At 53.1% G+C, this 12743-nt stretch carries 12 protein-coding genes; 8 read left to right on the plus strand and 4 right to left on the minus strand.

Annotated features, from left to right (window positions below):
- The first annotated feature begins 42 nt into the window (after positions 1-42).
- The 5 genes from purF (at position 43) to U740_RS08420 (ending at position 6824) form a co-directional block, all read left to right on the plus strand.
- Positions 43-1584 carry an amidophosphoribosyltransferase gene (gene purF, locus U740_RS08400; protein ID WP_036860174.1) on the plus strand — a complete coding sequence of 514 codons (1542 nt, stop codon included), beginning with the start codon at positions 43-45 and terminating at the stop codon, positions 1582-1584.
- A complete protein-coding gene (locus U740_RS08405) occupies positions 1584-2786 on the plus strand; it encodes an O-succinylhomoserine sulfhydrylase (protein WP_036860175.1) in 1203 nt (400 codons plus the stop codon). Before purF ends, U740_RS08405 begins: the two co-directional genes overlap by 1 nt.
- A gap of 39 nt (positions 2787-2825) precedes the next feature.
- Positions 2826-3743, plus strand: a complete 918-nt coding sequence (locus U740_RS08410) for an AAA family ATPase (protein WP_036860176.1) — start codon at positions 2826-2828, stop codon at positions 3741-3743.
- A gap of 76 nt (positions 3744-3819) precedes the next feature.
- On the plus strand, positions 3820-4809 hold the full coding sequence (locus tag U740_RS08415) for a DUF58 domain-containing protein (protein ID WP_036860177.1): 990 nt from the start codon (positions 3820-3822) through the stop codon (positions 4807-4809).
- Positions 4806-6824: a transglutaminase TgpA family protein gene (locus tag U740_RS08420; protein WP_036860178.1), complete on the plus strand. Its 2019-nt coding sequence runs from the start codon at positions 4806-4808 to the stop codon at positions 6822-6824. Before U740_RS08415 ends, U740_RS08420 begins: the two co-directional genes overlap by 4 nt.
- A gap of 5 nt (positions 6825-6829) precedes the next feature.
- Here U740_RS08420 and U740_RS08425 read toward each other — a convergent pair whose 3' ends face one another.
- Positions 6830-7504, minus strand: a complete 675-nt coding sequence (locus U740_RS08425; protein WP_036860179.1) for a glutathione S-transferase family protein — start codon at positions 7502-7504, stop codon at positions 6830-6832.
- Between the two features lie 80 nt (positions 7505-7584).
- Here U740_RS08425 and msrA point away from each other — a divergent pair, with 80 nt between their 5' ends.
- Positions 7585-8232 carry a peptide-methionine (S)-S-oxide reductase MsrA gene (gene msrA / locus U740_RS08430; RefSeq protein WP_036860180.1) on the plus strand — a complete coding sequence of 216 codons (648 nt, stop codon included), beginning with the start codon at positions 7585-7587 and terminating at the stop codon, positions 8230-8232.
- Between the two features lie 12 nt (positions 8233-8244).
- Here the strand turns inward: msrA and U740_RS08435 are convergent, their stop codons facing one another.
- The 3 genes from U740_RS08435 to U740_RS08445 all read right to left on the minus strand — a co-directional run bounded on the left by U740_RS08435 (position 8245) and on the right by U740_RS08445 (position 10368).
- Positions 8245-8694, minus strand: coding sequence for a ferritin-like domain-containing protein (locus tag U740_RS08435; protein ID WP_036860181.1), 450 nt, complete (start codon positions 8692-8694; stop codon positions 8245-8247).
- 106 nt (positions 8695-8800) lie between these two features.
- Positions 8801-9529: a sulfite exporter TauE/SafE family protein gene (locus U740_RS08440; RefSeq protein ID WP_036860182.1), complete on the minus strand. Its 729-nt coding sequence runs from the start codon at positions 9527-9529 to the stop codon at positions 8801-8803.
- On the minus strand, positions 9526-10368 hold the full coding sequence (locus U740_RS08445) for a sulfurtransferase (protein WP_051921322.1): 843 nt from the start codon (positions 10366-10368) through the stop codon (positions 9526-9528). The genes U740_RS08440 and U740_RS08445 overlap by 4 nt, the downstream gene beginning before the upstream one ends.
- A gap of 134 nt (positions 10369-10502) precedes the next feature.
- Here U740_RS08445 and U740_RS08450 point away from each other — a divergent pair, with 134 nt between their 5' ends.
- On the plus strand, positions 10503-11762 hold the full coding sequence (locus U740_RS08450; protein ID WP_036860185.1) for an MFS transporter: 1260 nt from the start codon (positions 10503-10505) through the stop codon (positions 11760-11762).
- An 80-nt stretch (positions 11763-11842) separates the two neighbouring features.
- Entirely contained in the window at positions 11843-12721 is an 879-nt protein-coding gene (locus U740_RS08455) for a DMT family transporter (RefSeq protein ID WP_235189845.1), read from the plus strand.
- Positions 12722-12743 lie beyond the last annotated feature (22 nt).

Below are 12743 nucleotides of genomic sequence, written 5' to 3' on the forward strand. Positions count from 1 at the left end.
AGCGCAGCCAGCAAGTCTTTAAAAAACGAGGTTGTTTAGTCCATGTGTGGCGTTGTCGGAATTGTCGGTAAAAGCGATGTCAAATTGCAGCTCTATGATGCATTGACGATGCTTCAACATCGGGGTCAGGATGCTGCAGGCATCATGACCTGTGTAGGTGGCCGCCTTAACCAGAGGAAAGGGGTCGGTCTGGTTCGGGATGTGTTTCATACCCGCCACATGGCCGAGCTGGAAGGCAACATGGGTATCGGTCACGTGCGTTATCCGACTGCCGGCAGTTCTGGTGCTGCCCTGGCCCAGCCGTTTTATGTGAACTCTCCCTACGGGATCTGCATGGCACATAATGGCAATCTGACCAATACCGATGAGCTGATGGAGCATCTTTTCAAATCGGACCTCCGGCATATCAACACAGATTCAGATTCCGAAGCATTGCTCAACGTTTTTGCCCATGAACTGCACTTGCAGGGTAAGTTGCAACCATTGCCCGCCGATATTTTTGAAGCAGTGAGACGTGTGCATCGCCGATGCCGAGGGGCTTACGCGGTAGTGGGTATGATTGCCAATTATGGCATGGTCGCTTTCCGGGACCCGCTTGGTATTCGTCCTCTGGTATTTGGCCAGCGCGAAACGGCGCAGGGCATGGAATATATTGTGGCATCGGAGAGTGTCGCACTGGATGTGCTCGGCTTTCAGCTGGTCCGGGATATTGAACCGGGCGAGGCACTTTATGTGGATGAGCAGGGGGAACTCCATTTGCAGCAGTGTGCCGATAACCCGCAGTTGATGCCCTGTATATTCGAACACGTATATTTTGCCCGCCCCGACTCCATTATTGACAGTATTTCTGTTTACAAGTGTCGTCTGCGTATGGGTGAGCATCTGGCCGAGAAAATTCTCCGGCAATATCCGGAGCACGATATTGACGTGGTGATTCCTGTGCCTGATACCAGTCGGGTGGCTGCCCAGGCGATTGCTGAACATTTGCAGGTTAAATTCCGCGAAGGATTCATGAAGAACCGCTATATCGGGCGGACATTTATTATGCCGGGACAGAAGGAGCGCAAGAAGTCTGTGCGACAGAAACTGAATCCGGTAAGGCTGGAATTCAAAGGAAAAAATGTTTTGCTGGTGGATGATTCTATTGTTCGGGGCACTACGTCCAGGGAAATCATTCAGATGGCCCGTGAGGCGGGAGCCAGTAAAGTCTATGTGGCTTCGGCTGCGCCGCCGGTTCGCTATCCCAATGTTTATGGTATCGACATGCCATCTGCACGGGAGCTGATTGCCCATGACAGAACCGAGCAGGAGGTCGCCACACTGATCGGTGCAGACTGGTTGATTTATCAGGAGCTGGAAGACCTTATCGCCAGTGCCAAAGAGGGTAATTCCGATATTGTGTTCTTTGATTGTGCTGTCTTTGACGGTATTTATGTAACGGGCGATGTCAATCAGGCTTATCTGGACAGACTCGAATCAGTCCGCAACGATAAAGCCAAGAGTAATTCAAAAAAGGGGAAATCGGCATCCTCGGGAAATGGTGAGGTCATTGGCCTGCATAACTCGGAAATGGAACTCAGGTAATGAAAGCAGCTGACGACATTGATAATTCTCTTGCTGAAGCCGGACTGGACACACTGGCTATCCGTGCTGGCCAGCGTCGCTCTGCAGAAGGTGAGCACAGTGAAGCATTGTTTCTGACATCGAGTTACGTCTTTGCCAATGCCGCCGAGGCTGCGGCGCGATTCTCTGGCGATCAACCAGGTAATGTCTATTCCCGCTATACCAACCCGACAGTGCGGACTTTTGAAGAGCGCATTGCGGCTCTGGAAGGGGCTGAACAAGCCGTCGCGACCTCATCGGGAATGGCCGCTATCCTGAGCACCTGTATGGCCTTTTTAAAAAGCGGCGATCATCTGGTCTGTTCACGAGACGTGTTTGGAACGACCACGGTATTGCTCAATAAATACCTGAGCAAGATGGGTGTGGAAACCACCTTTGTGCCGGTCACCGACCTCGCTTTGTGGAAACAGTCGATACGCCCTGAAACGAAACTGCTATTTCTGGAGACGCCTTCCAATCCACTCTGTGAAGTGGCGGATATTACTGCACTCGCTGAATTGGCCCGCGCTGAGGATGTACTTTTTGTTGTCGACAACTGTCTTTGCACCCCGGCCCTGCAAAAACCGCTCGCATTGGGTGCTGATCTGGTGATTCACTCGGCAACCAAATACCTCGATGGCCAGGGACGCTGCCTCGGTGGGGTGGTTTGTGGCCGCAGCGAGCTGGTCGATGAAGTATTGTCTTTTATTCGCAGTGCCGGGCCCACCATGAGCCCCTTCAATGCCTGGGTATTTCTCAAGGGTCTTGAGACGCTGAGATTGAGAATGGATGCACACTCCGTCAATGCACAGCTATTGGCAGAGTGGTTGCAGCGGCAACCGGCCGTTGAACAGGTGTTTTATGCCGGACTGCCCGATCATCCCGGTCACCAGCTAGCTGCACGGCAACAGCGCGGATTTGGTGGTGTGCTTTCATTTCGGGTACGAGGTGGCCGGGAGCAGGCCTGGAAGGTTATCGACAGTACCCGAATACTCTCGTTGACAGCCAACCTTGGTGATGCAAAAACGACCATTGTTCATCCCGCAACGACGACCCATGGCCGCTTGAACGATCAACAGAAAAAGGCCTCGGGTATCACTGAAAATCTGATCCGTGTTGCCGTTGGCCTCGAAGACATTGAGGATATCAAGAACGATCTGTTGCATGGTTTGACTGCTATTTGATTCCATCCTCATAGTCACACTGAAATGGAAGTGAACAATATGCGTCAGGTGATAGACAAATTGGTCACCTCTATCGGCAGGGTGTTGATAGGCAAGAATGAGCAGATCCGGCTGGCGATTACCTGTCTGTTTGCCGGTGGGCACCTGCTCATCGAAGATATGCCGGGTATGGGAAAAACCACGTTGGCACAGGGGCTCGCAGCTGTTCTGGGCCTCTCCTACAATCGAGTTCAATTTACCAGTGACCTGTTACCTGCCGATATATTGGGCATTTCTGTTTATGACCGAAATCGGGGACAGTTTGAATTTCACCCCGGTCCGGTATTCAGCCAATTGCTGCTCGCCGATGAAATAAACCGCACGACACCAAAAACCCAGAGTGCATTACTGGAAGCAATGGCCGAGGGCCAGGTGACGGTGGAAGGTGCAACCCGCCCGCTACCGCATCCATTTTTTGTGATAGCCACCCAGAATCCGCTGACGCAATCGGGGACCTACCCATTGCCGGAGTCACAACTGGATCGCTTTCTGATGCGTATTGAGCTGGGTTATCCGGATCCGCGCTCCGAACGGGCATTGTTGTCAGGGGTCAATCCCCGCAGTCGATTGGCAGAGATCAAAACATTATTGCCAGCAAAGCAGCTGTTGCAGATTCAGCAACACGTAGCTGATGTGAAAGTGGCTGAAAATCTGGTGGACTACCTGCAACGGCTGGTGCAATTTACCCGCGATGATCCCGTTTTTTACTACGGGTTATCTCCACGCGGTGCATTGGCCGCACTGCAATGTGCCCGTGCCTGGGCTCTGATCCATGGCCGGCAATATGTGATCCCTGAAGATATTCAGGCAGTTTTTCCCTCCGTTGCAGGTCATCGGTTACGTGGTGCTGGAGAATGCGCCAATCACGATGGCGATGTGCTTGCCAACTTGGTGCTGAACGCAGTGGATATTTTTTAGACAAACAGCGGACGATGAAGTCGGAGCAGGACGTGGAAGTATTTTTGCCTCGTGCTGCAGGACAAAAAAGGCCGTCATGATCAGTCGATTCAGGCAATTTTTTCAGCAACTCTACGCACGTTGGTTGGGACACCGATTGCCACCAGCCCGGCAGGTACAGCTGAATACCCGCAGTTTGTTTATTTTTCCCTCCAAAGCGGGATTTTCATTTCTGTTGCTGGTCGTACTTTGCTGGCTGGTAGCCACCAATTATGAAAATAATCTGGTATTTGGTATTACCTGCCTGCTGACATCAATTTTTGTGGTGGCCATACTGCACAGTTTTGCGAATCTGTCTGGTCTCAATATCAGCTGTTCTCGAGTAAGCCCTGGCCATGCCGGACACCCACTAACGATTGAACTGGTACTTCATCAATCGGGTAAACGTCGGCGCGAAAATCTTATCCTGGCATTTGCCGGACACGAACCGGTTGCCATTGACATAGAGGCGACAGAAGAAGCTCGGGTAAAACTGGGCTTTGTCCCTTCCAGCAGGGGGCTGATTGATCCCGGTCGGTTGTTTGTGGAGAGTCTCTATCCGCTAGGACTGTTCAGGGTATGGACACAGATAGATCTGAATATCCGTTGCCTTGTCTATCCATCGCCACAGACAGCGCTGAATCGGCGAACCACTGCCAGCTCCATGGATGGAGACGAGGAATTAATAGTGCAGATTCTTGAGGGCGGTGAGGATTTTACCGGGCTGAGTGGCTATCGTCCTGGTGACTCGCCGAAGCGCATTGCCTGGAAGCAGTTTGCCCGAGAGCAGGGGTTATATACGAAACATTATGGCTCGGTTCAGGACGAGCGGCTCTGGCTGGATTGGGATGCATTTCCCGGGCTTGATACCGAAGCCAGATTGTCGAGGCTCTGTGGTCTTCTGCTCAGTATTGTGCCATTGGATATCCCCTATGGACTGAAGCTGCCGGGCCTAACCATTGCGCCAAATACCACGGATCCACATCGACTTCAGGTGCTTCGAGAGTTGGCCCTGTTTGGCCTGCCAGACCGGGGAGGGGAGCGGTGACATCGCCTGTCTGGAAAATTCACCGAAATGGCCTGTTCTGGCTGCTGGTAGCCTTTGCTGCTGTGATTGTTCTCCATGCAGATCATTTGCCCAGCTGGATACTGCTGGCAGCGTCGGTGGCTACAATATGGCGAATCCAGCTTTATCGAAGCGCCTGGCGCCCTCCCTCCCGGCTGATAAAAACGGGTCTGTTGGGGCTCTGTCTGGCGGGGCTGGTGGTCGAATACGGTAGTCCGATTGGACTTGAACCTATGGTGGCACTGCTGGTTTCGGCTTACCTATTAAAGCTGCTCGAAATGCACCACCGTCGCGATGCCTATCTGGTGGTTTTCCTGGCCTTTTTTATCACTGCACTGGATGCATTGTTTGATCAATCTATTGGTAACACCCTCTATATCATCGGTTGTCTGTCACTGGTTCTGGCAGCATTGCTCGGCTTGCACGGCAGTGACGCTGGCAATAGGCATCTGCGTCCGTTAGGTCAGGCGATGGCCATCATGGTGCAGGCGCTGCCGCTCATGTTGCTGTTGTTTATCTTTATGCCGAGACTCGGCGCACTATGGTCGGTGCCAATGCAACAGCAAAGCGCCAAAACAGGTATCACTGATACGATGTCTCCCGGTGACTTCAGCCGGTTGGGCCGTTCCGGTGAGCTGGCTTTCCGGGTGAGCTTTGAAGAGGCGATCCCCGCCCAGCAAAATCTTTACTGGCGGGGTTTGGTGCTCGCCGAATTTGACGGACGCACCTGGTCCAGGTCTCCGCTTTCCCGTTTTCAGGACAGCGGCCTTGTCCAATGGTATGGCGAACCCCCTAAAAGCTGGGATCAGCTCATTGAACGGAAGGGTGAGCCCCTGGCATTCAGTGTGGTAATCGAACCCACTCAGCAGCGTTGGCTCTATGCCCTCGATACACCGAAACCTGACAGTGAGGGTGTTGGCCTGACCAGGGATTATCGCCTGATTTCTGCCTATCCCCTGAGGAGTAAAAAGCAGTATCGGGTCAACAGTTGGCCTGAGCACCGTCTCGAACCTCAAGGGCTGCCCCCTCAACACCGGACAGTCTATCTACAGCTTCCTGAAGAATTTAACCCCCGAACCCGGGAGCTGGCCAGTCGCTGGCGCAAGATGGTCAGCGATGATCTTGAACTGGTATCGAGGGTGTTGACGCTATACAACAGTGAGTTCGTCTACACGTTGCAACCGCCACTACTGGGCAAACATTCTGTGGACGAGTTTCTGTTCGATAGCCAGCGGGGCTTCTGTGAGCATTTTGCCGGCAGCTTCGTGTTTTTTATGCGTGCTGCCGGTATTCCGGCAAGGGTTGTTGCCGGCTACCAGGGCGGCGAGCGGCACCCCGACGACTACCTAGTCGTGCGTCAATATGATGCCCATGCCTGGGCGGAAATCTGGCTGGAGGATAGGGGCTGGGTGAGAGTTGACCCGACAGCCGCCGTAGCACCTCAGCGTATCGAGCAGGATTTGCAGTCGGTGTTGGGCGACGAAACAGATTTTTTAGCGGATTCACCGGTTTCACTGGTGCGCTTTCGCCATATTGGCTGGCTGAATCAACTGCGTTTGCAGATTGAGTCACTCAATTACAACTGGGCCCTTTGGGTACTGGGTTACGATCAGATACAGACTGCTTTTCTGCGCAACCTGCTGGGAGACAACTCGCCCTGGCGAATCGCGCTGGCCCTGACTGGGGTGGGCGGCGGTTTGCTGCTTTTGCTGGGGTTATGGATGCTGCTGCCACGTCGCCGTGAACGGCCCCGGGACCTGTTGGACCGGGAGTTTCTCCGGCTATGCCAAAAACTCGAAAAAGCCGGTTTTCCCAGGCAGGTGGGTGAAGGGCCGAGGGATTATGCGCAGCGCGTTGCTGAATCCAGACCCGAATTGGGCAGGGAACTGGTTGAAGTGACCCGAATGTATGAAACCATGCGCTATGCGGGTGAAACACCTGACGCACGTACCCTCGCCAGGATAATTCTTAGTCTGCGCATTAATCGTTCAGGATAGCGCTGTTATTTGGTCAGCATATTGCGGGCCCCCTTAACGAAGGAGGTCGCCTTGTCTTCCTGTTCGTATTCAGCGGCGGGCTGGTTGATCCCCCGATGGAAAGCGGGCCGTTCGTTCAGCCGTTCAACCCATCGTTGCAAGTGAGGGAAGGGTTTGATGTCAATCCCGGACCAGTCGTAAATTCGTACCCAGGCCCAATTGGCGATATCGGCAATACTCAGCTCATTGGTGAGAAACTGTCTGCCTTTCAGATGGCTGTCCAAAACGCCAAAGAGACGTTTCACCTCGTTTTGATAGCGATCGATTGCCGGTTGATAGGTTTCATTCCAGTAACGGTACCAGACGTTGGCTTGACCCATCATCGGGCCGATACCACCCATCTGGAACATCAGCCACTGCAAAGTACGAGACCGCTCCTTTGGATCACTCGATAGCAATTGTCCGGTTTTCTCCGCCAGATAGATCAATATGGCGCCCGACTCAAAAACCGTAAAATTGTCATTGGCGCGATCTACAATAGTGGGGATTCTGCCATTGGGATTGAGTGCAAGGTACCAAGGCTGCTTTTGTTCATTATCGCTCAGGCTGAGCACGTGCATGTCATAGGGGAGATCCAGTTCTTCAAGTGCGATGCTGACTTTGTGGCCATTGGGTGTGGCAGCAGTGTAGAGTTCAATCATGGGTAATGTGCTCCTGATCCAAGTCAGCAGAGATTAGGACAGTAGATCCATGGTGGCAAGCGGAACACAGGAGCCGAGATATGTTTGATTATTCCCATAAAGCACAGATGGTCAGTCCCGAGCAGGCACTGCCTGGCCGCGCTGAGCCGCTGGTGGTTAACAACCGGCATCTGGCTACAGGCCACCCGCTCAAGGCTCCTTTTCCCGGTGGTATGCAAAAGATCATTTTCGGTATGGGCTGTTTCTGGGGGGCTGAGCGTCTCTTCTGGATGCAACCCGGTGTGTACAGCACGGCAGTGGGCTATGCCGGTGGTTACACCGAAAATCCTACCTATGAAGAAGTCTGCTCGGGATTAACAGGCCATACCGAAGTGGTTCTGGTGGTTTTTGATCCGGACGTGATCAGCCTGACAACACTGCTTGAGCTGTTCTGGGTATCCCATGATCCCACACAGGGGATGCGTCAGGGCAATGACAGGGGAACCCAGTACCGTTCAGCCATCTATTGCTTCGATGAAACACAATACCAGTTGGTAGATAAATCACGTGAAGCGTTTCAACGTGAATTGCAACAGCGTGATTTCCTTCCGATCACCACAGAAATCAGTTTGTCCTGCCCGTTCTATTATGCCGAAGACTATCATCAGCAATACCTGATCAAAAATCCCGGCGGTTATTGCAGTCTCAAGGGAACGGGCGTTTCATTCCGGCTCGATCGGCCGGAATGATCGGAGAGAAACTCAGTTGCTGAACGACTTGATATCGCCCGGCTTGCGCAGCATCTTGTCAACTTCTGCCGCGTGCATTTCTTCTTCTGCTATTTTTTGCCGGGCATACTCTTCTAGCATGACGGAATTGTCTTTGACGAGCGCCAGTAGTTCGTAATAGAGGGCTTTCGCCAGGGCTTCCTGCTCCATTGATTCCCGAAGAATGTCGCCGATGTCATGTCGATGGGTTTCAAGCAGTGGCCCGATGGCCAGTGACGGATGGCCACCCAGCGCAGTGATCATTTCTCCCGCTGCCTGAGCGTGGACAAGACTGTTATCGGCTTCCTCCCTCAGCCAGCTCACGATGGGAATGCGGTTGTAGCCATAAACCATCAGTGCATAGTGGTTGTAACGAACCACACCGGCGAGCTCAAATTCCATAATTTTATTGAGTAGCTCAATAATCTGATCCTGATTTTTCATTTGCAATCCTCGTTTTCATGAACTTCGGTAGTCACAATTTTCATAAAGCATAGGTGATGGGCTGCTGTGCAGCCAGTTTTCCCTTGCCCGCCAGAGGCTTTCACAGCTAGAAAAAGGCATCCAGTAGCATCGCCACACCACAGATCGGCATGAGAGTGAGCGTATAGACCCGAAAACGATGCTCATCTACCTTTTTCAGGTGGTGTCGGGCATACCATACACCCAGGGCACCACCCAACCCAATTATCAGGCCATAACCGGCAATTTCCGGGGTCATGGCGCCGAAGCCGGTATAGGCCAGCAGTTTGGTCAGTTGCAGAACCAGCGAGTTGATTGCTTTTGTGGCAATAAGCTGCTCTTTCTGCAGGCCATAGTTCAGTAGAAAGGGATTTTGAACCGGCCCGGTTCCACCCACCAGTGCGGACAAGAAGGCAACGCCGAGTCCCAGCGGAAAGAACCACTGGCGCCGCATCTCAAAAGAGCGGCTGGATTTGCCAAAACGGTACTGAAATACCGTTGAGATCAGAAACAGCGCCAACGCCAGCTGTATCCAGAAAACCGGAATCTGGCTAAAGGTCCAGGCGCCGAGTATCGCTCCACACAGGCTGCCTGGAATCATCCAGCGGCATACCTGCCAATCGACACTATGCCTGAACAGCCAGGCGCGGGAAGGGTTTGCCAGAAAGGCGCCCAGGCTGATTGCCGGTGCCACGGTTTGCGGGCCAAGCAGCAGTGCAACCAGGGGAATCATCAACATGGCTGCGCCGCCAGCGGCGATGGTGCTGATAAACCATGCTGCAAGTCCTGCAATAAACAGAATCGACGCAATGATCATGAATGGGGTGATGTCTCAATAATTGAATCGGGGTAACTACACCAGTCGCTCCAGCTACCCGGATAGAGTTTTGCAGACTCGACCCCGATCATTGCCAGTGATAGCAAATCGACACAGGCGGTTACTCCCGAGCCACAATAAACCACAGGCGATGGCGACAATGTCAGTTTTTGCCAGACAAGACGCTGCTGTTCGATCGGCAGCATGTTGCCATCCACATCGACAAACTGCTGCCAGGGCACATTGATTGCGCCGGGTATATGGCCGGCGATCGGATCGATCGGTTCCTCTTCACCGCGATAGCGCGGGGCTTCCCTAGCGTCGATCAGTGCAGATGCGTTATCCCTGACGGATTGTTTGATATCAGGGCAGGTCGCGGTCATGGCGGCATTTTCAATGGCGAGAAAATCACCCGGCACTGCATTTTTCGGGATGGTTGTATTCGCCGGTAATCCGGCGGCCAGCCATGCCTTGATGCCCCCGTCGAGAATGCGCACCTGAGGGTGTCCAAAATAGCGCAAAAGCCACCACAGGCGGGCGGCACCTGCCAGTCGGTTGTCATCATAGGCGATCACCAGCGAGTCCCTGGTTACACCGGATGCGCGCATGCGGTTCGTGAACGCCACCGGATCGGGTAACGGGTGTCGGCCGCCGTGTAGCCCCCTGGGTCCGGATAAATCTTTTTCCATATCCAGGTGAACAGCGCCGGGAATGTGGCCCCGTTGATAGGCGCTCAGCCCCTCGCCGGGGTCCGTCAATGAAAACCGGCAATCAAAAATGACCACCTTGCCTGCAAGGTGCTGTTGAAGTTGTTCCACACCGATTAGCCAACGTTTCATCCACTGTTCCTGCATAGGTGGTATTTCACATTATCATAGTGCCAAATATCCGATGGATTTACGGGTATTTATTTGCATCATCCACGGTCTGCCCCTAACCTTGCCGAGCCCCTTTCAGGAACAACGGACCTGCCATGCTGAGATTGATTTTCCCGATCTGCGCGTTGCTGGCCAGTATTGCACTATTGCTGGTTGGTAGCGGCCTGCTCAATACTTTACTGGCCCTGCGTGGCACGGTTGAAGGCTATTCGGATAGTATGCTGGGTTTCATTATGTCCGGCTATTTTTTCGGTTTTTTTGTCGGCACTCACCTGGCATTGCCTTTGATCAATCGTGTCGGTCATATTCGTACGTTTGCCTTTTGTGCGGCATTTACCGCCTGTTTTTCGCTACTGCATGTGCTGTTTCTTGATCCCTACATCTGGCTGCTGTTGAGGGTCATGACAGGTGCCAGCCTGGTTATTCTCTACACCGTGATTGAGAGCTGGTTGAACGGTCAGACATCCCCCGAGAACAGGGGCCGGGTCTTTGCCATTTATATGATGGTGACACTGATTGCCCTGGCACTGGCGCAACAATTTCTCCACCTGGCTGCGCCAACCGCTTTCACCCTTTTTGCCGTGTCTGCGATTCTGATCTGCCTCAGTGTGACGGCAATTACCTGGACGCGGATGGCGCAGCCAGTATTCTCTGATGCTCCGAAAATGAAGCTGAAAAGGTTGTGGGGGCTGGCACCGGTAGCCCTGATGGCCGCCGTGTTCTCTGGCCTTTCCATGGGAGCTTTCTGGGGCATGGGTGCGCTTTATGCCGGTCGTGTGGGCCTTGATAATAGTGGCATTGCCACCTTTATCAGTTGCGTGATTATCGGCGGTGCCATTTTTCAATACCCACTGGGTCGTTATTCTGACCGCCATGACCGTCGCCGGGTGCTGGCATTTGCCAGCGCCCTGGCTGCCAGTGCTGCACTGTTGATGTCCTTTTTTTCCAATATGATGGGGCTGTTTCTGGCTGCTTCAGTCCTTTATGGCGGGATGGCATTTTTCATCTATCCGGTGGCGGTAGCCCACCTGGTGGATCATCTGGACCACGACGATATTTTGCCCGGTGGCAGCACTCTGTTGTTGATCCACGGGATTGGTGCTGCGTTTGGACCGGCGTTGGCCGGTCAGCTTATGGACTCCCTCGGTCCCCACGCGCTGCCGGTATTTTTTGCGCTGATGCAGATGCTGTTGGCGCTATATACAGTCATCAAACTTCGCGAGGTGCAAGTGGAGGTACTGGAAAATGCCGGACAGTTTGTTGCCATGGTTCGCACAACGCCCTCGGCATTGGAAATGATGCCCGACGAGCCGATTGAAGCTGAACTCAATACAGAGACTGATCATTCGAGGTGATTCACGGTTGCTGTGTGATGACATAAACAGCCCGTCAGGCGGGTGGTCGATTACTCTGGAAAAGCAGATCAGGTGAGCTAATGGTTGTTCTATGGATGATGGGCGCGTTGCTGTCACTGTCGCTGATGGCGGTGGGGGCACGGGAGTTATCCGGTAGTGTCGATACATTCCAGACCCTGTTTATCCGCAGTGTGATTGGTCTGGTCATCATTTCTGTCATTATTTACCGGGTTGGCGGCAAGAAACACTTCATCACACAGCGACCAAAGCTCCATATTGTAAGAAACCTGTTTCACTTTGGGGGCCAGTATGGCTGGTTTCTGGGTATTGGTCTGTTGCCGCTGGCCCAGGTGTTTGCACTGGAATTCACAGTACCCTTCTGGGTAGCCATCATTGCAGCGGTGTTCCTGGGCGAACAGCTGACACCGAGGCGCATGCTGGCAGTGGCATTGGGTATTGCCGGCGTGGTGGTTATTCTCAAGCCGGGTATTGAAATACTTGAGCTGGCCTCGTTGGTCGTACTGGCCTCGGCGCTAAGTTTTTCATGTGCGTATGTGGCCACCAAATCATTGTCCCGCAGTGAACATCCACTGACGGTTCTGTTCTATATGTGCCTGGTTCAGATGCCGGTCAGCCTTGTGCTGGCTTTGCCCAATTGGAGCCTGCCGCGTGCTCCAGAGCAATGGTGGTGGCTTTTTATTGTCGGGGTGACGGCGCTGACGGCCCACTTCTGTATAACCACAGCCATGAAAACATCGGATGCGGGTATCGTCGTGACGCTGGATTTTCTGCGTTTGCCGTTAATCGGATTAGTGGGCATTCTGTTTTATCGCGAGGCTTTTGATATGGTCCTGTTGTTGGGGGCGGGCTTGATGCTTGCGGGCAATCTGATCAATATTTACCGGCCCAGAAAGCAGCGGGCGCTGTTGGTTGATACCGTGGCTGCCGATAAAGAATAATGATACTTCAACGGCGATTGAT

This window comes from Porticoccus hydrocarbonoclasticus MCTG13d (genome assembly GCF_000744735.1).
GTDB lineage: Bacteria > Pseudomonadota > Gammaproteobacteria > Pseudomonadales > Porticoccaceae > Porticoccus > Porticoccus hydrocarbonoclasticus.

Coding starts and splice junctions, on each gene's coding strand:
- purF (WP_036860174.1), top strand. CDS start 43: ATGTGTGGCGTTGTCGGAATTGTCGGTAAAAGCGATGTCAAATTGCAG.
- U740_RS08405 (WP_036860175.1), top strand. CDS start 1,584: ATGAAAGCAGCTGACGACATTGATAATTCTCTTGCTGAAGCCGGACTG.
- U740_RS08410 (WP_036860176.1), top strand. CDS start 2,826: ATGCGTCAGGTGATAGACAAATTGGTCACCTCTATCGGCAGGGTGTTG.
- U740_RS08415 (WP_036860177.1), top strand. CDS start 3,820: ATGATCAGTCGATTCAGGCAATTTTTTCAGCAACTCTACGCACGTTGG.
- U740_RS08425 (WP_036860179.1), bottom strand. CDS start 7,504: ATGATTGAACTCTACACTGCTGCCACACCCAATGGCCACAAAGTCAGC.
- msrA (WP_036860180.1), top strand. CDS start 7,585: ATGTTTGATTATTCCCATAAAGCACAGATGGTCAGTCCCGAGCAGGCA.
- U740_RS08435 (WP_036860181.1), bottom strand. CDS start 8,694: ATGAAAAATCAGGATCAGATTATTGAGCTACTCAATAAAATTATGGAA.
- U740_RS08440 (WP_036860182.1), bottom strand. CDS start 9,529: ATGATCATTGCGTCGATTCTGTTTATTGCAGGACTTGCAGCATGGTTT.
- U740_RS08445 (WP_051921322.1), bottom strand. CDS start 10,368: ATGAAACGTTGGCTAATCGGTGTGGAACAACTTCAACAGCACCTTGCA.
- U740_RS08450 (WP_036860185.1), top strand. CDS start 10,503: ATGCTGAGATTGATTTTCCCGATCTGCGCGTTGCTGGCCAGTATTGCA.
- U740_RS08455 (WP_235189845.1), top strand. CDS start 11,843: ATGGTTGTTCTATGGATGATGGGCGCGTTGCTGTCACTGTCGCTGATG.